The organism is Pantoea sp. paga (genome assembly GCF_007558755.1).
GTDB lineage: Bacteria > Pseudomonadota > Gammaproteobacteria > Enterobacterales > Enterobacteriaceae > Pantoea > Pantoea agglomerans.
Genome location: NZ_VLTF01000016.1, coordinates 1 through 15,100 on the forward strand (window position 1 = coordinate 1; position 15,100 = coordinate 15,100).

28 protein-coding genes are annotated in these 15,100 nt (G+C 50.7%); 27 read left to right on the top strand and 1 reads right to left on the bottom strand.

Features of this window, described 5'->3' with window-relative positions; translation table 11 throughout:
* The first annotated feature begins 217 nt into the window (after positions 1-217).
* Together bfd and bfr are read left to right on the top strand one after the other, a co-directional pair.
* The gene (gene bfd / locus FOV68_RS23200; protein ID WP_010671585.1) at positions 218-412 is read left to right on the top strand and encodes a bacterioferritin-associated ferredoxin; all 195 of its coding nucleotides are present in this window, start codon (positions 218-220) and stop codon (positions 410-412) included.
* A 100-nt stretch (positions 413-512) separates the two neighbouring features.
* Entirely contained in the window at positions 513-986 is a 474-nt protein-coding gene (gene bfr, locus FOV68_RS23205; protein WP_143991685.1) for a bacterioferritin, read from the top strand.
* On the opposite strand, the gene FOV68_RS23210 is transcribed toward bfr, so the two are convergent.
* The gene (locus FOV68_RS23210) at positions 973-1,746 is read right to left on the bottom strand and encodes an A24 family peptidase (protein ID WP_143991686.1); all 774 of its coding nucleotides are present in this window, start codon (positions 1,744-1,746) and stop codon (positions 973-975) included. The genes bfr and FOV68_RS23210 overlap by 14 nt on opposite strands.
* A 393-nt stretch (positions 1,747-2,139) precedes the next feature.
* Between FOV68_RS23210 and rpsJ the strand changes: the two genes are divergently transcribed.
* The 25 genes from rpsJ (at position 2,140) to rpsM (ending at position 15,086) form a co-directional block, all read left to right on the top strand.
* Complete coding sequence (gene rpsJ, locus FOV68_RS23215; RefSeq protein ID WP_001181005.1) at positions 2,140-2,451, top strand: 30S ribosomal protein S10; 312 nt, start codon at positions 2,140-2,142, stop codon at positions 2,449-2,451.
* Positions 2,452-2,483: 32 nt separating this feature from the next.
* The gene (gene rplC / locus FOV68_RS23220) at positions 2,484-3,113 is read left to right on the top strand and encodes a 50S ribosomal protein L3 (RefSeq protein WP_003850712.1); all 630 of its coding nucleotides are present in this window, start codon (positions 2,484-2,486) and stop codon (positions 3,111-3,113) included.
* Positions 3,114-3,123: 10 nt separating this feature from the next.
* Entirely contained in the window at positions 3,124-3,729 is a 606-nt protein-coding gene (gene rplD / locus FOV68_RS23225) for a 50S ribosomal protein L4 (protein WP_003850711.1), read from the top strand.
* The gene (gene rplW, locus FOV68_RS23230) at positions 3,726-4,028 is read left to right on the top strand and encodes a 50S ribosomal protein L23 (protein ID WP_003850708.1); all 303 of its coding nucleotides are present in this window, start codon (positions 3,726-3,728) and stop codon (positions 4,026-4,028) included. The genes rplD and rplW overlap by 4 nt, the downstream gene beginning before the upstream one ends.
* Before the next feature lie 17 nt (positions 4,029-4,045).
* Complete coding sequence (gene rplB / locus FOV68_RS23235) at positions 4,046-4,867, top strand: 50S ribosomal protein L2 (RefSeq protein WP_008927137.1); 822 nt, start codon at positions 4,046-4,048, stop codon at positions 4,865-4,867.
* A 16-nt stretch (positions 4,868-4,883) separates the two neighbouring features.
* The gene (rpsS, locus tag FOV68_RS23240; protein ID WP_001138115.1) at positions 4,884-5,162 is read left to right on the top strand and encodes a 30S ribosomal protein S19; all 279 of its coding nucleotides are present in this window, start codon (positions 4,884-4,886) and stop codon (positions 5,160-5,162) included.
* 13 nt (positions 5,163-5,175) lie between these two features.
* The gene (rplV, locus tag FOV68_RS23245) at positions 5,176-5,508 is read left to right on the top strand and encodes a 50S ribosomal protein L22 (RefSeq protein ID WP_008927136.1); all 333 of its coding nucleotides are present in this window, start codon (positions 5,176-5,178) and stop codon (positions 5,506-5,508) included.
* 17 nt (positions 5,509-5,525) lie between these two features.
* Entirely contained in the window at positions 5,526-6,224 is a 699-nt protein-coding gene (rpsC, locus tag FOV68_RS23250; protein WP_009087585.1) for a 30S ribosomal protein S3, read from the top strand.
* Positions 6,225-6,236: 12 nt separating this feature from the next.
* The gene (gene rplP / locus FOV68_RS23255; RefSeq protein ID WP_008927134.1) at positions 6,237-6,647 is read left to right on the top strand and encodes a 50S ribosomal protein L16; all 411 of its coding nucleotides are present in this window, start codon (positions 6,237-6,239) and stop codon (positions 6,645-6,647) included.
* Positions 6,647-6,838: a 50S ribosomal protein L29 gene (gene rpmC / locus FOV68_RS23260; protein ID WP_143991687.1), complete on the top strand. Its 192-nt coding sequence runs from the start codon at positions 6,647-6,649 to the stop codon at positions 6,836-6,838. Before rplP ends, rpmC begins: the two co-directional genes overlap by 1 nt.
* The gene (gene rpsQ / locus FOV68_RS23265) at positions 6,838-7,092 is read left to right on the top strand and encodes a 30S ribosomal protein S17 (protein ID WP_003850147.1); all 255 of its coding nucleotides are present in this window, start codon (positions 6,838-6,840) and stop codon (positions 7,090-7,092) included. Before rpmC ends, rpsQ begins: the two co-directional genes overlap by 1 nt.
* A gap of 358 nt (positions 7,093-7,450) precedes the next feature.
* Complete coding sequence (locus FOV68_RS23270; protein WP_031593728.1) at positions 7,451-8,803, top strand: 8-oxoguanine deaminase; 1,353 nt, start codon at positions 7,451-7,453, stop codon at positions 8,801-8,803.
* Positions 8,804-9,051: 248 nt separating this feature from the next.
* Entirely contained in the window at positions 9,052-9,423 is a 372-nt protein-coding gene (rplN, locus tag FOV68_RS23275) for a 50S ribosomal protein L14 (protein ID WP_006120590.1), read from the top strand.
* Positions 9,424-9,433: 10 nt separating this feature from the next.
* Complete coding sequence (rplX, locus tag FOV68_RS23280; RefSeq protein ID WP_003850150.1) at positions 9,434-9,748, top strand: 50S ribosomal protein L24; 315 nt, start codon at positions 9,434-9,436, stop codon at positions 9,746-9,748.
* A 14-nt stretch (positions 9,749-9,762) separates the two neighbouring features.
* A complete protein-coding gene (rplE, locus tag FOV68_RS23285; RefSeq protein WP_003850155.1) occupies positions 9,763-10,302 on the top strand; it encodes a 50S ribosomal protein L5 in 540 nt (179 codons plus the stop codon).
* Positions 10,303-10,316: 14 nt separating this feature from the next.
* Complete coding sequence (gene rpsN, locus FOV68_RS23290) at positions 10,317-10,622, top strand: 30S ribosomal protein S14 (protein WP_008927132.1); 306 nt, start codon at positions 10,317-10,319, stop codon at positions 10,620-10,622.
* 32 nt (positions 10,623-10,654) lie between these two features.
* Positions 10,655-11,047 carry a 30S ribosomal protein S8 gene (rpsH, locus tag FOV68_RS23295; RefSeq protein ID WP_003850158.1) on the top strand — a complete coding sequence of 131 codons (393 nt, stop codon included), beginning with the start codon at positions 10,655-10,657 and terminating at the stop codon, positions 11,045-11,047.
* Positions 11,048-11,060: 13 nt separating this feature from the next.
* Positions 11,061-11,594: a 50S ribosomal protein L6 gene (rplF, locus tag FOV68_RS23300; RefSeq protein ID WP_003850161.1), complete on the top strand. Its 534-nt coding sequence runs from the start codon at positions 11,061-11,063 to the stop codon at positions 11,592-11,594.
* A gap of 9 nt (positions 11,595-11,603) precedes the next feature.
* A complete protein-coding gene (rplR, locus tag FOV68_RS23305; protein ID WP_003850163.1) occupies positions 11,604-11,957 on the top strand; it encodes a 50S ribosomal protein L18 in 354 nt (117 codons plus the stop codon).
* Between the two features lie 14 nt (positions 11,958-11,971).
* The gene (gene rpsE, locus FOV68_RS23310; protein WP_003850164.1) at positions 11,972-12,472 is read left to right on the top strand and encodes a 30S ribosomal protein S5; all 501 of its coding nucleotides are present in this window, start codon (positions 11,972-11,974) and stop codon (positions 12,470-12,472) included.
* A 5-nt stretch (positions 12,473-12,477) separates the two neighbouring features.
* On the top strand, positions 12,478-12,657 hold the full coding sequence (gene rpmD, locus FOV68_RS23315) for a 50S ribosomal protein L30 (RefSeq protein ID WP_003850166.1): 180 nt from the start codon (positions 12,478-12,480) through the stop codon (positions 12,655-12,657).
* 3 nt (positions 12,658-12,660) lie between these two features.
* Positions 12,661-13,095 carry a 50S ribosomal protein L15 gene (gene rplO / locus FOV68_RS23320; protein ID WP_003850168.1) on the top strand — a complete coding sequence of 145 codons (435 nt, stop codon included), beginning with the start codon at positions 12,661-12,663 and terminating at the stop codon, positions 13,093-13,095.
* Between the two features lie 7 nt (positions 13,096-13,102).
* Entirely contained in the window at positions 13,103-14,434 is a 1,332-nt protein-coding gene (gene secY / locus FOV68_RS23325; protein WP_003850175.1) for a preprotein translocase subunit SecY, read from the top strand.
* A 32-nt stretch (positions 14,435-14,466) separates the two neighbouring features.
* Positions 14,467-14,583, top strand: coding sequence for a 50S ribosomal protein L36 (gene rpmJ / locus FOV68_RS23330; protein ID WP_010252805.1), 117 nt, complete (start codon positions 14,467-14,469; stop codon positions 14,581-14,583).
* A 146-nt stretch (positions 14,584-14,729) separates the two neighbouring features.
* Positions 14,730-15,086 carry a 30S ribosomal protein S13 gene (gene rpsM / locus FOV68_RS23335; protein WP_003850176.1) on the top strand — a complete coding sequence of 119 codons (357 nt, stop codon included), beginning with the start codon at positions 14,730-14,732 and terminating at the stop codon, positions 15,084-15,086.
* Positions 15,087-15,100: the final 14 nt, after the last annotated feature.

The following is a 15,100-nucleotide window of genomic DNA, read 5'->3' on the forward strand; positions in this document are numbered from 1 at the left end:
CGGCCGTACCGTTGGCGCGGGTGTTGTTGCTAAAGTTATCGCTTAATTGTGATATCTGCTGTGGCCGTGTAAATGGCCACTGCAACACAGTAAAAAGAGCACTTCGGTGCTCTTTTTTTTTGCTCTGAAAACGCCATAACCCTGCAAAGGGTGGGTTTGAAATAAAAACGATTCGCATTTACAGTGTGTACAGAAAATGTACCCGAGTGATGAATCAATGTACGTCTGCCTGTGTAATGCCATCAGTGATAAAACCCTTCGTGAAGTCGTGCGTCGCTATCAGCCCAAATCTATTCAGCAACTGCGCCAGCTTGTGCCGGTCGGCAAGCAATGCGGCAAATGCATTCGTGCTGCGCGTGAAATTATGGATGAAGAGATGCAGCATGCACCACTCTACAAAGAGATAGCCTGACCGACGAGCGGTGCGTGAATACCCACAATATCTGTCGCGTTTTTTTGACTTCTTTTTAACCGCATCTACGCTCTAATAAACCAGACGCGGAGGGTTAACAATGAAGGGCGATATCAAAGTTATCAGTCATCTCAATAAACTGCTTGGAAATGAACTGGTTGCTATCAATCAGTACTTTCTGCATGCGCGCATGTTCAAAAACTGGGGTCTGACGCGCCTCAATGATGTGGAATACCATGAATCAATCGATGAGATGAAACATGCCGATAAATATATTGAGCGTATTCTTTTCCTGGAAGGGATCCCAAACCTTCAGGATCTGGGACGGCTCCGTATCGGTGAAGATGTTGAAGAGATGCTGAGTTCAGACCTGAATCTGGAGCTGGAGGGTGCGAAAGACCTTCGTGAAGCCATCTCCTATGCTGACAAAGTGCATGACTATGTCAGCCGTGACATGATGATTGAAATCCTGTCTGATGAGGAACATCACATTGACTGGATCGAGACGGAACTTGAGTTAATCCAGAAGATGGGCATCCAGAACTATCTGCAGGCTCAAATCAAACAAGAGTGAATCGGGTCTGCAGCACTATCGTTACCCAGCCCGCAATGGCCAGGAAAGGGCCAAACGGCAGCGGGCTGTCCCCCTGAATAAAACCCCGCAGTTGCAGCATCACGATCGACGTCAGCGCCATAACGGTGGCACCCAGCGCAATCCAGGGTAATGTCTGCCAGCCACAGCAGGCACCTAACGCTGCGAAGAGCTTGATATCGCCATAGCCTAACCCTTCGTACCCCCGCATCTGCCGATAGCTCCAGGCGAGCAGCCACAACGCACAGTAGCCCGCCAGAGCACCCCATATCGCCGTTGTTTCGGTTCCGGACAGCGTGGCATGGAGTAATCCGGACCAGAGCAGCAGATAATTGAGCGGGTCAGGTATACAGAAGTGGCGGCGATCGATGGCAGCCACGAGCAGCAAGAGGCCGGAGGCAGTAATAATAAAAATAGCCTCCGCAGAGTGATCAAAGCTCTGCAGCACCAGCAGGCACAGAATGGCGAACAGCCATTCAATGACAAAACTTTCTGCGCCGAACGCGTGATGACAGAAGCGACACCGCCCTTTTAAACCTGGCCAGCTTATTAACGGCAGCGCATCGCGCCACAGCAGGCGCTGCTGGCAATGATTACAGTGCGAACCCGGAAAGCAGAGTAGGGCAAACCATTGAGCAGGTGAGAGGGCGGGGGTGAAGCGCTGGCAGGTCAGCGAAAGAAAGCTTCCCAATGCACCGCCGCCTGCGAGTGCAGCAATGTGAGTTATCAGAGTGGGCGACATGTTTATGCTCCGGACGAAAGGTTAGATGCACTCTCGTCGGCAATGGGTTCTGTGTCATCTGTGGATTAAGAACAGCGGAAACAGACTCACAACTGCATAACTGATTTATCAGCGATACGGCAGTGCAATGCGACGCACGCCTCACGAACCGGCCACAATTTAATGGGTAAAACCTCAACACGGGTTGCTTCCTGAACAGATTTACGTATAATGCGCGGGCCTGCAGATATTGCAGGCGCGATTCGAGCAGAATCGCAGACGGCTGAAATTTAGGCCGCCTGACAATACTCCCAATTGTGGAGTTATATGCTGAACGATTACACTCTCCCATCAATCGTAATGGGCTCGAGTAGTAATTTTTTTCGTCTATAAAAAGTTTGGAGCTCTGGTCTCATGCAGAACCAAAGAATCCGTATCCGTCTTAAAGCGTTTGATCATCGTCTGATCGATCAATCAACCGCGGAAATCGTTGAGACCGCCAAGCGCACTGGTGCGCAGGTTCGTGGTCCAATCCCGCTGCCAACCCGCAAAGAGCGTTTTACTGTTCTGATCTCTCCGCACGTTAACAAAGATGCGCGTGATCAGTACGAAATCCGCACTCACAAGCGTCTGGTAGACATCGTTGAGCCAACTGAAAAAACCGTTGATGCTCTGATGCGTCTGGATCTGGCTGCCGGTGTTGACGTGCAGATCAGCCTGGGTTAATCAGGTCATCGAGCGATTGAGAGGTTGAAACAATGATTGGTTTAGTCGGTAAAAAAGTGGGCATGACCCGCATCTTCACTGAAGATGGCGTTTCTATCCCCGTCACCGTAATCGAAGTTGAAGCGAACCGCGTTACTCAGGTCAAAGGCCTGGAAAACGATGGTTACCAGGCAATTCAGGTTACCACCGGTGCTAAAAAAGCAAACCGTGTGACCAAACCTGAAGCTGGTCATTTTGCTAAAGCTGGCGTTGAAGCTGGCCGTGGCCTGTGGGAATTCCGCACCGCTGAAGGTGAAGAATACTCTGTAGGTCAGAGCATCAGCGTTGAGATTTTCGCTGAAGTTAAGAAAGTTGACGTAACCGGTACCTCTAAAGGTAAAGGTTTCGCCGGTACCGTTAAGCGCTGGAACTTCCGTACCCAGGACGCTACTCACGGTAACTCCTTGTCTCACCGCGTTCCGGGTTCTATCGGTCAGAACCAGACTCCGGGCAAAGTGTTCAAAGGCAAGAAAATGGCAGGTCAGCTGGGTAATGAGCGCGTAACCGTTCAGAGTCTGGACGTAGTACGTGTTGACGCTGAGCGCAACCTGCTGCTGGTTAAAGGTGCAGTTCCCGGTGCTACCGGTAGCGACCTGATCGTTAAACCAGCTGTGAAGGCGTAAGGGGATAGCAATGGAATTAGTATTGAAAGACGCGCAGAGCGCGCTGACTGTTTCCGAAACTACCTTCGGTCGTGATTTCAACGAAGCGCTGGTTCACCAGGTTGTTGTTGCTTACGCATCTGGCGCCCGCCAGGGTACTCGTGCGCAGAAAACTCGCGCCGAAGTAACCGGTTCAGGCAAAAAGCCATGGCGTCAAAAAGGCACCGGCCGTGCGCGTGCAGGTTCTGTAAAGAGCCCAATCTGGCGTTCAGGTGGTGTGACCTTTGCTGCGAAGCCGCAGGACCACAGTCAAAAAGTTAACAAAAAGATGTACCGCGGCGCGCTGAAAAGCATCCTGTCCGAACTGGTACGTCAAGATCGTCTGATCGTTGTCGAATCATTTGCTGTAGAAGCACCGAAAACCAAGCTGCTGGTACAGAAACTGAAAGACATGGCTCTGGAAGACGTGCTGATCATCACCGGTGAACTGGATGAGAATCTGTTCCTGGCTGCGCGCAACCTGTACAAGGTTGACGTACGTGATGCATCCGGTATCGACCCAGTTAGCCTGATCGCCTTCGACAAAGTCGTTATGACTGCTGATGCAGTTAAGCAAGTTGAGGAGATGCTGGCATGATCCGTGAAGAACGTCTGCTGAAAGTACTGCGCGCGCCGCACGTATCTGAAAAAGCATCTAGCGCGATGGAAAAAACCAATACCATCGTTCTCAAAGTTGCTAATGACGCGACCAAAGCAGAGATCGTTGCTGCTGTTGAGAAACTGTTCGAAGTAGAAGTTAAAGACGTAAACACCCTGGTAGTTAAGGGCAAAGTTAAGCGTCAAGGACAGCGTATCGGTCGTCGTAGCGACTGGAAAAAAGCTTACGTCACCCTGAAAGAAGGCCAGAATCTGGACTTCGCTGGCGGCGCTGAGTAAGTCGGAGGAGAAAGACAATGGCAGTTGTTAAATGTAAACCGACATCTCCGGGTCGTCGCCATGTAGTTAAAGTGGTAAACGCGGAGCTGCACAAGGGCAAACCATTTGCCCCGCTGGTAGAAAAAAACAGCAAATCCGGTGGCCGTAACAACAATGGTCGTATCACTACCCGTCATATCGGTGGTGGTCACAAGCAGGCTTATCGTATTGTTGACTTCAAACGCAACAAAGACGGTATCCCGGCAGTTGTTGAACGTCTTGAGTACGATCCGAACCGCTCTGCGAACATCGCACTGGTTCTGTACAAAGACGGCGAGCGCCGTTACATCCTGGCCCCTAAAGGCCTGAAAGCCGGCGACCAGATCCAATCTGGCGTTGATGCTGCGATTAAAGCAGGTAACACTCTGCCGATGCGTAACATCCCGGTGGGTTCAACCGTGCATAACGTAGAAATGAAACCAGGCAAAGGCGGTCAGATTGCTCGCTCAGCCGGTGCTTACGTGCAGATCGTTGCGCGTGAAGGTTCTTACGTTACCCTGCGTCTGCGTTCAGGTGAAATGCGTAAAGTCGAGTCTGACTGCCGCGCAACACTGGGCGAAGTCGGCAACGCTGAGCATATGCTGCGCGTTCTGGGTAAAGCTGGTGCAGCCCGTTGGCGTGGTGTTCGTCCTACCGTTCGTGGTACCGCGATGAACCCAGTTGATCACCCGCACGGTGGTGGTGAAGGTCGTAACTTTGGTAAGCACCCGGTAACTCCGTGGGGCGTTCAGACCAAAGGTAAGAAGACCCGTAGCAACAAGCGTACCGATAAGTTTATCGTACGTCGCCGTAGCAAATAATATTAGAGGATAAGCCATGCCACGTTCTCTCAAGAAAGGTCCTTTTATTGACCTGCACTTGCTGAAGAAGGTAGAGAAAGCGGTGGAAAGCGGTGACAAGAAGCCTTTGCGCACTTGGTCCCGTCGTTCAACGATCTTTCCTAACATGATCGGTTTGACCATCGCTGTCCATAATGGTCGTCAGCACGTTCCTGTCTTTGTTTCCGACGAAATGGTTGGTCACAAACTGGGTGAATTCGCGCCGACACGTACTTATCGCGGTCACGCGGCTGATAAAAAAGCCAAGAAGAAATAAGTAGGAGGAAGAGATGGAAACTTTAGCTCAACATCGCCACGCTCGTTCTTCTGCTCAGAAGGTTCGCCTTGTTGCTGACCTGATTCGCGGTAAGAAAGTGTCGCAGGCACTGGACATTTTGACCTACACCAATAAGAAAGCGGCTGTACTGGTCAAAAAAGTTCTGGAATCTGCCATTGCTAACGCCGAACACAACGATGGCGCTGATATCGACGATCTGAAAATCACGAAAATTTTCGTTGATGAAGGTCCGACCATGAAACGCATTATGCCGCGTGCCAAAGGTCGTGCAGATCGCATCCTGAAGCGCACCAGCCACATTACTGTGGTTGTGTCCGATCGCTGAGACTCTGGAGACTAGCAATGGGTCAGAAAGTACATCCTAATGGTATTCGCCTGGGTATTGTAAAACCATGGAACTCTACCTGGTTTGCGAACACCAAAGAATTCGCTGACAACCTGGACAGCGATTTTAAAGTACGTCAGTTTTTGACTAAAGAACTGGCTAAAGCATCTGTCTCTCGTATCGTTATCGAGCGTCCAGCGAAGAGCATCCGTGTGACTATTCACACCGCTCGTCCGGGCATCGTTATCGGTAAGAAAGGCGAAGATGTAGAAAAACTGCGCACGGTCGTCGCGAATATCGCTGGCGTTCCTGCACAGATTAATATCGCCGAAGTCCGCAAGCCGGAACTGGACGCGAAACTGGTAGCTGACAGCATCACTTCACAGCTGGAGCGTCGTGTGATGTTCCGTCGTGCTATGAAGCGTGCAGTTCAGAACGCCATGCGTCTTGGCGCGAAGGGTATTAAAGTCGAAGTTAGCGGCCGTCTGGGTGGCGCCGAGATCGCACGTACCGAATGGTATCGTGAAGGTCGCGTGCCATTGCACACACTGCGTGCTGACATTGACTACAACACCTCTGAAGCGCACACCACTTATGGTGTAATCGGCGTTAAGGTATGGATCTTCAAAGGTGAGATCCTGGGTGGTATGGCTGCTGTTGAACAACCGGAACCGGCTGCTCAACCTAAAAAGCAGCAGCGTAAAGGCCGTAAGTAAGGAGAGTCGCTGATGTTACAACCAAAGCGTACGAAATTCCGTAAAGTGCACAAAGGCCGTAACCGCGGTCTGGCTGCGGGTACGGATGTCAGCTTCGGTACTTTCGGTCTGAAAGCTGTTGGCCGTGGTCGTCTGACTGCTCGTCAGATCGAAGCAGCACGTCGTGCTATGACCCGTGCAGTTAAGCGTCAAGGTAAGATCTGGATCCGAGTATTCCCGGACAAACCGATCACCGAGAAGCCGCTGGAAGTGCGTATGGGTAAAGGTAAGGGTAACGTAGAGTATTGGGTTGCCCTGATCCAGCCTGGTAAAGTCCTGTATGAAATGGACGGCGTACCAGAAGAGCTGGCCCGTGAAGCATTCAAGCTGGCAGCAGCAAAACTGCCTATCAAAACCACCTTTGTAACTAAGACGGTGATGTAATGAAAGCAACTGAGCTGCGTGAAAAAAGCGTTGAAGAGCTGAACACTGAGCTGCTTAATCTGCTGCGTGAGCAATTTAAACTGCGCATGCAGGCAGCATCTGGCCAACTGCAGCAGACTCATCTGCTGAAACAGGTTCGCCGTGATGTTGCACGCGTTAAGACTTTACTGACTGAGAAGGCGGGTTCGTAATGACCGATAAAATCCGTACTCTGCAGGGTCGTGTAGTAAGTGACAAAATGCAGAAATCTGCAGTTGTTGCTATCGAACGTTTCGTGAAACACCCGATCTACGGCAAATTCATTAAACGTACGACCAAGCTGCACATCCATGACGAGAACAATGAATGTGGAATTGGTGACGTGGTAGAAATCCGCGAATGCCGTCCACTGTCCAAGACTAAATCCTGGACCCTGGTTCGCGTAATCGAGAAAGCTGTTCTGTAATAAGAATCGTTTTTTCTGAGGAAACCCTCTGCTTCGGCAGGGGGTTTTTTTTTGCCTGCAATTCGGGCTTGATCCATTTGTGCCTGTGGCAATGCGGATTTGATGGCGCTCACAAATTCAGGGGTTTGCAGGGATTAAGCTGCCTCTCTTCAGGCGACGCGGCCTGAAAGCGCCAGGCTATAAAAGCCGGGGTTATCATAACTGTACAAGGAAATGTGCCGTGAAAATGGAGAGTCATGACCGCTTACGCCGGTCACTGTTAAAATTGCCACTGTTAGCTGCGTTACCTGCGATTAGCTCTGCCAAAAGCTTGCCGCTATTATCGGGTAACACACAACTACTACCCACAGGCAATAGCATGGAACGAACTCTGTTACTGAAGAATGCTGAATGTGTGGTCTGCATGGATGCCGACCGTCGGGAAATACGTAATGCTTCTGTTCTGATAAAAGGAAATAAAATCGTTGCAGTCGGGGAAGCACGCTCGTTACCCGATAGCGCGGATGAGATCATCGATCTGCGAGGACACATTGTCATCCCTGGCCTGATCAATACGCATCACCACATGTATCAGAGCCTGACCCGCGCTATTCCTGCAGTGCAAAACGGCGAGCTTTTTAACTGGCTAACCCATCTCTATCCACTGTGGCAGAATCTGACGCCTGAGATGATTCATATCTCAACACAGATCTCCATGGCCGAGCTAATGCTCTCCGGTTGCACCACCACCAGTGACCATCTCTACGTCTATCCCAATGGCTGTAAGCTTGACGACAGTATTGAGGCTGCAGCCTTAATGGGCATGCGTTTCCATGCGAGCAGGGGCAGCATGAGCGTCGGTAAGTCCCTAGGTGGCTTACCACCCGATGCACTGGTAGAGGATGAAGCCGCCATTCTTAAAGATACGCAGCGAGTGATTGAGCGCTACCATGATGACAGTCACGGTTCGATGTTACGCATCGTGGTTGCGCCATGTTCGCCGTTTTCAGTCAGCCGTGAGCTGATGAAGCAATCCGCAGCGATGGCACGCAGCTTCAATGTATCAATGCACACCCATCTGGCGGAGAACGACAGCGATATTCGTTATAGCCGTGAAAAATTCAATATGACGCCAGCACAGTATGTTGAAGACCTTGGCTGGGTAGGACCGGATGTCTGGCATGCTCACTGTGTCAAACTGGATCAACATGGCATAGAACTCTTTGCACGTACCGGTACCGGCGTCGCGCACTGTCCCTGCTCGAACATGCGCCTCGGTTCCGGTATCGCGCCGATACGCCATATGTGTGATGCCGGCGTACACGTGGGTATGGGTGTGGATGGCTCAGCCTCCAATGACAGCTCAGACATGATGGCCGAGGTTCGTCAGGCGATGCTGCTGCAACGCGTAGGCTTCGGCCCGGATGCGATGACGGCACGTCAGGCACTGGAACTAGCGACGCTGGGTGGAGCAAAGGTGCTTAACCGCGATGATGTGGGCACCATTGCGCCGGGCATGATGGCCGATCTGGCCATTTTTGACCTGAATCGAATTGGTCTTGCCGGGGCAGGGCACGATCCTGTCGCCGCCCTGGTGTTCTGTAATCCGGGACAGGTTGCCTATAGCATCATTAACGGAAAAGTCCGGGTACGGGACGGACAAGTGGCCGGAATTGAACTGCCAGCCGTGCTGCGTCAGCATAACCAACTGGCCAGGAAACTGGCTGGTTGAGTCAGAAGGGTACTTTATTTGGGAGGCGACGAAAAATAAGGCAGATTACATTTGCTACTGTTCGCACTATTCCCTAGAATACGCCCTCCCTGTCATCAGGGGAAATCAGCGGCTCGATTGAGAGCCGTTTATTTTTTCTACCCATCTGTGAGAACCGGTGTTACAATGCCGCGCCCTCAATTATGGGGCTTTCTAACGACCTGAGGTTTAGGTCCCGAAGTAGTAGTTGACATTAGCGGAGCACTAAAATGATCCAAGAACAGACTATGCTGAACGTCGCCGACAACTCCGGTGCACGTCGCGTAATGTGTATCAAGGTTCTGGGTGGCTCGCACCGTCGCTACGCAGGCGTCGGTGACATCATCAAAGTTACCATCAAGGAAGCAATTCCGCGTGGTAAAGTCAAAAAAGGTGATGTCCTGAAGGCGGTAGTGGTGCGCACCAGGAAGGGTGTTCGTCGCCCGGACGGTTCTGTCATTCGCTTCGATGGTAATGCATGCGTTATTCTGAACAATAACAGTGAGCAGCCTATCGGTACGCGTATTTTTGGGCCGGTAACTCGTGAACTTCGTACTGAAAAGTTCATGAAAATTATCTCTCTGGCACCAGAAGTACTCTAAGGAGCGAACAATGGCAGCTAAAATCCGTCGTAACGACGAAGTTATCGTGTTAACCGGTAAAGATAAAGGTAAGCGCGGTAAAGTTAAGAATGTCCTGTCTTCTGGTAAGGTCATCGTTGAAGGTATCAACCTGGTGAAGAAACATCAGAAGCCGGTTCCGGCTCTGAACCAACCAGGTGGCATCGTTGAAAAAGAAGCTGCTATTCAGGTTTCTAACGTTGCACTGTTCAACGCGGCAACTGGTAAGGCTGACCGTGTAGGCTTTAGATTCGAAGACGGCAAAAAAGTCCGTTTCTTCAAGTCTAACAGCGAAACTATCAAGTAATTTGGAGTAGTACGATGGCGAAACTGCATGATTACTACAAAGACGAAGTAGTCCAGAAACTCATGACAGAGTTTGGCTACAATTCTGTCATGCAAGTCCCTCGGGTCGAGAAGATCACCCTGAACATGGGTGTTGGTGAAGCGATCGCTGACAAGAAACTGCTGGATAACGCAGCAGCTGACCTGGCAGCAATCTCCGGTCAAAAACCGCTGGTCACCAAAGCACGCAAATCAGTTGCAGGCTTCAAAATCCGTCAGGGCTATCCGATCGGCTGTAAAGTAACTCTGCGTGGCGAGCGCATGTGGGAGTTCTTTGAGCGTCTGGTCACCATTGCTGTTCCACGTATCCGTGACTTCCGTGGCTTGTCCGCTAAGTCATTCGATGGTCGTGGCAACTACAGCATGGGTGTACGTGAGCAGATCATCTTCCCAGAAATCGACTACGACAAAGTCGATCGCGTTCGTGGTTTGGATATCACCATTACCACTACTGCGAAATCTGATGATGAAGGCCGTGCTCTGCTGGCTGCCTTTGACTTCCCGTTCCGTAAGTAAGGTAGGGTTACTTAATGGCTAAGCAATCTATGAAAGCACGCGAAGTTAAGCGTGCAAAATTAGCAGACAAATTCTTCGCTAAACGCGCTGAACTGAAAGCGATCATCTCTGATGTGAACGCTTCCGACGAAGATCGTTGGGATGCTGTTCTGAAGCTGCAGAGTCTGCCGCGTGATTCCAGCCCTTCGCGTCAGCGTAACCGCTGCCGTCAAACAGGTCGTCCGCACGGTTTCCTGCGGAAGTTTGGGTTGAGCCGTATCAAGGTCCGCGAAGCCGCCATGCGCGGTGAAATCCCGGGCCTGAAAAAGGCTAGCTGGTAATTGTCACCAATTGAATCACGGGAGTAACACAGATGAGCATGCAAGATCCGATCGCGGATATGCTGACCCGTATCCGTAACGGTCAGGCCGCAAACAAAGTTGCGGTCACCATGCCTTCCTCCAAGCTGAAATTGGCAATTGCCAACGTTCTGAAGGAAGAAGGATATATTGAAGATTTCAAAATCGAAGGCGACATCAAGCTGGAACTGGAACTTACTCTCAAGTATTTCCAGGGCAAAGCTGTTGTAGAAAGCATTCAGCGAGTAAGCCGTCCTGGTCTGCGCATCTATAAGAAAAAAGATGAGCTGCCAAAGGTAATGGCTGGTATGGGCATCGCTGTAGTTTCTACATCTAAAGGTGTCATGACTGATCGTGCAGCGCGCCAGGCAGGTCTTGGTGGCGAAATTATCTGCTACGTAGCGTAATCGGAGGATACATATGTCTCGTGTTGCTAAAGCACCTGTCGTTGTTCCTGCCGGCGTAGAGGTAAAACTCAACGGTCAGGTAATTTCGATTAAAGGTAAAAACGGCGAGCTGACTCGTACTATCAATGATGCTGTTGAAGTTAAGCATGCTGACAACGCTCTGACTTTCGCACCGCGCGAAGGTTTCGTTGACGGCTGGGCGCAGGCGGGTACTTCTCGCGCGCTGCTGAACGCAATGGTAATCGGTGTTACCGAAGGCTTCACTAAGAAGCTGCAGCTGGTTGGTGTAGGTTATCGTGCAGCCGTTAAAGGCGACGTGGTTAACCTGTCTCTGGGCTTTTCTCATCCAGTCGATCACCAGCTGCCCGCGGGTATCACTGCAGAATGTCCAACTCAGACTGAGATCGTGCTGAAAGGCGCTGATAAACAGCTGATTGGTCAGGTTGCAGCGGACTTGCGCGCCTACCGTCGTCCTGAGCCTTATAAAGGCAAGGGTGTCCGTTACGCCGACGAAGTCGTGCGTACCAAAGAGGCTAAGAAGAAGTAAGGTAACACTATGGATAAGAAATCTGCTCGTATCCGTCGTGCGACCCGTGCACGTCGCAAGCTCAAAGAGCTGGGTGCTACTCGCCTGGTGGTACATCGTACCCCGCGTCATATTTACGCACAGGTAATCGCCCCGAACGGTTCCGAAGTTCTGGTCGCTGCTTCTACTGTAGAAAAAGCTATCACTGAACAACTGAAGTATACCGGTAATAAAGAAGCCGCAGCTGCAGTAGGTAAAGCTATCGCAGAACGCGCAATCGAAAAAGGCATCACTGGTGTTTCTTTCGACCGTTCCGGTTTCCAATATCATGGTCGCGTCCAGGCACTGGCAGATGCTGCCCGTGAAGCTGGCCTTCAGTTCTAAGGTAGAGGTCTAAGATGGCACACATCGAGAAACAAGCTGGCGAACTGCAGGAAAAACTGATCGCGGTAAACCGTGTTTCTAAAACTGTTAAAGGTGGTCGTATCTTCTCCTTCACAGCACTGACTGTGGTAGGCGATGGTAATGGTCGCGTAGGTTTTGGTTACGGTAAAGCGCGTGAAGTTCCAGCAGCGATCCAGAAAGCGATGGAGAAAGCCCGTCGCAACATGGTTAACGTCGCGCTGACCAACGGCACCCTGCAGCACCCAGTTAAAGGTGCACACACGGGTTCCCGCGTGTTCATGCAGCCGGCTTCAGAAGGTACCGGTATTATTGCCGGTGGTGCAATGCGCGCCGTTCTGGAAGTCGCTGGAGTTCATAACGTACTGGCAAAAGCCTATGGTTCTACTAACCCGATTAACGTGGTTCGTGCAACTATCGACGGCCTGGGCAATATGAAATCTCCGGAAATGGTCGCTGCTAAGCGTGGTAAATCCGTTGAAGAAATTCTGGGGTAATCACGATGGCTAAGACTATTAAAATCACTCAAACCCGTAGTTCAATCGGCCGCTTGCCTAAGCATAAAGCCACTCTGGTTGGCCTGGGTCTGCGTCGTATTGGCCACACCGTTGAGCGTGAAGACACGCCTGCAGTACGCGGTATGGTTAACGCGGTTTCCTATATGGTTAAAGTGGAGGAGTAAGAGATGCGTTTAAATACTCTGTCTCCGGCCGAAGGGTCTAAGCACGCTACCAAGCGTCTGGGTCGTGGTATCGGTTCTGGCCTCGGAAAAACCGGCGGTCGTGGTCACAAAGGTCAGAACTCACGTTCTGGCGGTGGCGTACGTCGCGGTTTCGAAGGTGGTCAGATGCCTCTGTACCGTCGTCTGCCGAAGTTCGGTTTCACCTCTCGCAAAGCAATGATCACCACAGAGATTCGTCTGTCTGATCTGGCGAAAGTTGAAGGCGGTATCGTCGACCTGAACGCGCTGAAAGCAGCCAACATTGTCGGTGTTCAGATTGAATTCGTTAAAGTAATTCTGTCTGGTGAAGTTTCTACACCGGTAACGGTTCGCGGTCTGCGTGTCACCAAAGGTGCACGTGCTGCAATCGAAGCTGCTGGCGGTAAAATCGAGGAATAAGTAGCAGATGGCTAAACAACCGGGATTAGATTTTCAAAGTGCCAAGGGTGGCTTTGGTGAGCTGAAACGCAGACTGCTGTTTGTAATCGGCGCACTCATTGTCTTCCGTATTGGCTCTTTTATTCCAATCCCTGGTATTGATGCCACTGTACTTGCCAAACTGCTTGAGCAACAGCGTGGCACCATCATTGAAATGTTTAACATGTTCTCTGGTGGTGCTCTGAGCCGTGCTTCTATTTTCGCACTGGGCATCATGCCGTATATTTCGGCATCGATTATCATCCAGTTATTAACGGTGGTTCATCCAGCGTTAGCGGAAATTAAGAAAGAAGGGGAGGCTGGCCGTCGTAAGATTAGCCAGTACACCCGATACGGTACGTTGGTATTGGCCATATTTCAGTCGATCGGTATTGCTACCGGTCTGCCGAATATGCCAGGGATGCAAGGCCTGGTAATGAATCCAGGCTTTGCTTTCTACTTTACCGCTGTTGTGAGTCTGGTCTCAGGAACGATGTTCCTGATGTGGCTGGGCGAACAGATTACTGAACGTGGTATCGGTAACGGTATTTCGATCATTATCTTCGCAGGTATCGTTGCGGGTCTCCCGCCGGCCATTGGCCATACCATCGAGCAAGCGCGGCAAGGCGACCTGCACTTCCTTCTGTTGCTGTTGGTTGCAGTACTCGTATTCGCAGTGACCTTCTTTGTTATCTTTGTTGAACGTGGTCAACGCCGCATTGTGGTGAACTACGCAAAACGTCAGCAAGGTCGTCGCGTTTACGCTGCACAGAGCACACATTTACCGTTGAAAGTGAACATGGCAGGCGTCATTCCAGCCATCTTTGCTTCCAGCATTATTCTGTTCCCGGCAACGATTGCATCGTGGTTTGGGGGCGGTACCGGTTGGAACTGGCTGACAACAATTTCGCTGTATTTGCAGCCAGGACAGCCGCTTTATGTGCTACTCTATGCGACTGCAATCATCTTCTTCTGTTTCTTCTATACGGCGTTGGTTTTCAACCCTCGTGAAACAGCAGATAACCTGAAGAAGTCTGGTGCATTCGTACCGGGAATTCGTCCGGGAGAGCAAACGGCGAAGTATATTGATAAAGTAATGACGCGATTGACCTTAATCGGCGCTCTCTACATTACGTTTATCTGCCTTATCCCGGAGTTCATGCGTGATGCGATGAAGGTTCCCTTCTACTTTGGCGGTACTTCACTGCTTATCGTAGTTGTCGTCATCATGGACTTTATGGCTCAAGTGCAAACTCTGATGATGTCAAGTCAGTACGAGTCGGCACTGAAGAAAGCTAACCTGAAAGGCTACGGCCGTTAATTCAGTTGGTTGAGAAGTTACGGAGAGTAAAAATGAAAGTTCGTGCTTCCGTCAAGAGATTATGTCGTAACTGCAAAATCATTCGTCGCGACGGTGTCGTCCGTGTGATCTGCAGCGCCGAGCCAAAGCATAAACAGCGCCAAGGCTGATTTTGTCACATATTTTTCTTGCAAAGTCGGGTTGAGCTGGCTAGATTAGCCAGCCAATCTTTTGTATGTCAGTGCGTTTCCATTTGAGTATCCTGAAAACGGGCTTTTCAGCATGGGACGTGCTTGTTTAATTATAGGAGTGCATAGTGGCCCGTATAGCAGGCATTAACATTCCTGATCAAAAACATACCGTTATCGCATTAACTTCGATCTTCGGTATCGGTAAAACTCGTTCTAAAGCCATCTGCGCTTCAACGGGTATTGCTGAAAATGTTAAGATCAGTGAGCTGTCTGAAGAACAAATTGATCAGCTGCGTGATGCAGTTGCGAAATTCGTTGTAGAAGGTGATCTGCGCCGTGAAATCACCCTGAGCATCAAGCGTCTTATGGACCTTGGTTGCTACCGTGGTTTGCGCCATCGTCGTGGTCTTCCGGTTCGCGGTCAGCGTACTAAGACCAACGCACGTACCCGTAAGGGTCCGCGTAAACCGATCAAGAAATAATCGGGGTGAGTAAA

Bases quoted from the DNA above. Each gene is read 5' to 3' on its own strand.
- FOV68_RS23270 (WP_031593728.1), top strand. From the start codon at position 7,451: ATGGAACGAACTCTGTTACTGAAGAATGCTGAATGTGTGGTCTGCATG.
- rpsC (WP_009087585.1), top strand. From the start codon at position 5,526: ATGGGTCAGAAAGTACATCCTAATGGTATTCGCCTGGGTATTGTAAAA.
- rplF (WP_003850161.1), top strand. From the start codon at position 11,061: ATGTCTCGTGTTGCTAAAGCACCTGTCGTTGTTCCTGCCGGCGTAGAG.
- rpsQ (WP_003850147.1), top strand. From the start codon at position 6,838: ATGACCGATAAAATCCGTACTCTGCAGGGTCGTGTAGTAAGTGACAAA.
- secY (WP_003850175.1), top strand. From the start codon at position 13,103: ATGGCTAAACAACCGGGATTAGATTTTCAAAGTGCCAAGGGTGGCTTT.
- bfd (WP_010671585.1), top strand. From the start codon at position 218: ATGTACGTCTGCCTGTGTAATGCCATCAGTGATAAAACCCTTCGTGAA.
- rplW (WP_003850708.1), top strand. From the start codon at position 3,726: ATGATCCGTGAAGAACGTCTGCTGAAAGTACTGCGCGCGCCGCACGTA.
- rplX (WP_003850150.1), top strand. From the start codon at position 9,434: ATGGCAGCTAAAATCCGTCGTAACGACGAAGTTATCGTGTTAACCGGT.
- rplP (WP_008927134.1), top strand. From the start codon at position 6,237: ATGTTACAACCAAAGCGTACGAAATTCCGTAAAGTGCACAAAGGCCGT.
- rplV (WP_008927136.1), top strand. From the start codon at position 5,176: ATGGAAACTTTAGCTCAACATCGCCACGCTCGTTCTTCTGCTCAGAAG.
- rplB (WP_008927137.1), top strand. From the start codon at position 4,046: ATGGCAGTTGTTAAATGTAAACCGACATCTCCGGGTCGTCGCCATGTA.
- rpsH (WP_003850158.1), top strand. From the start codon at position 10,655: ATGAGCATGCAAGATCCGATCGCGGATATGCTGACCCGTATCCGTAAC.
- bfr (WP_143991685.1), top strand. From the start codon at position 513: ATGAAGGGCGATATCAAAGTTATCAGTCATCTCAATAAACTGCTTGGA.
- rpsS (WP_001138115.1), top strand. From the start codon at position 4,884: ATGCCACGTTCTCTCAAGAAAGGTCCTTTTATTGACCTGCACTTGCTG.
- rpsE (WP_003850164.1), top strand. From the start codon at position 11,972: ATGGCACACATCGAGAAACAAGCTGGCGAACTGCAGGAAAAACTGATC.
- rpsJ (WP_001181005.1), top strand. From the start codon at position 2,140: ATGCAGAACCAAAGAATCCGTATCCGTCTTAAAGCGTTTGATCATCGT.
- rplD (WP_003850711.1), top strand. From the start codon at position 3,124: ATGGAATTAGTATTGAAAGACGCGCAGAGCGCGCTGACTGTTTCCGAA.
- rpmD (WP_003850166.1), top strand. From the start codon at position 12,478: ATGGCTAAGACTATTAAAATCACTCAAACCCGTAGTTCAATCGGCCGC.
- rpmC (WP_143991687.1), top strand. From the start codon at position 6,647: ATGAAAGCAACTGAGCTGCGTGAAAAAAGCGTTGAAGAGCTGAACACT.
- rplR (WP_003850163.1), top strand. From the start codon at position 11,604: ATGGATAAGAAATCTGCTCGTATCCGTCGTGCGACCCGTGCACGTCGC.
- rpmJ (WP_010252805.1), top strand. From the start codon at position 14,467: ATGAAAGTTCGTGCTTCCGTCAAGAGATTATGTCGTAACTGCAAAATC.
- FOV68_RS23210 (WP_143991686.1), bottom strand. From the start codon at position 1,746: ATGTCGCCCACTCTGATAACTCACATTGCTGCACTCGCAGGCGGCGGT.
- rpsN (WP_008927132.1), top strand. From the start codon at position 10,317: ATGGCTAAGCAATCTATGAAAGCACGCGAAGTTAAGCGTGCAAAATTA.
- rplO (WP_003850168.1), top strand. From the start codon at position 12,661: ATGCGTTTAAATACTCTGTCTCCGGCCGAAGGGTCTAAGCACGCTACC.
- rplC (WP_003850712.1), top strand. From the start codon at position 2,484: ATGATTGGTTTAGTCGGTAAAAAAGTGGGCATGACCCGCATCTTCACT.
- rplN (WP_006120590.1), top strand. From the start codon at position 9,052: ATGATCCAAGAACAGACTATGCTGAACGTCGCCGACAACTCCGGTGCA.
- rplE (WP_003850155.1), top strand. From the start codon at position 9,763: ATGGCGAAACTGCATGATTACTACAAAGACGAAGTAGTCCAGAAACTC.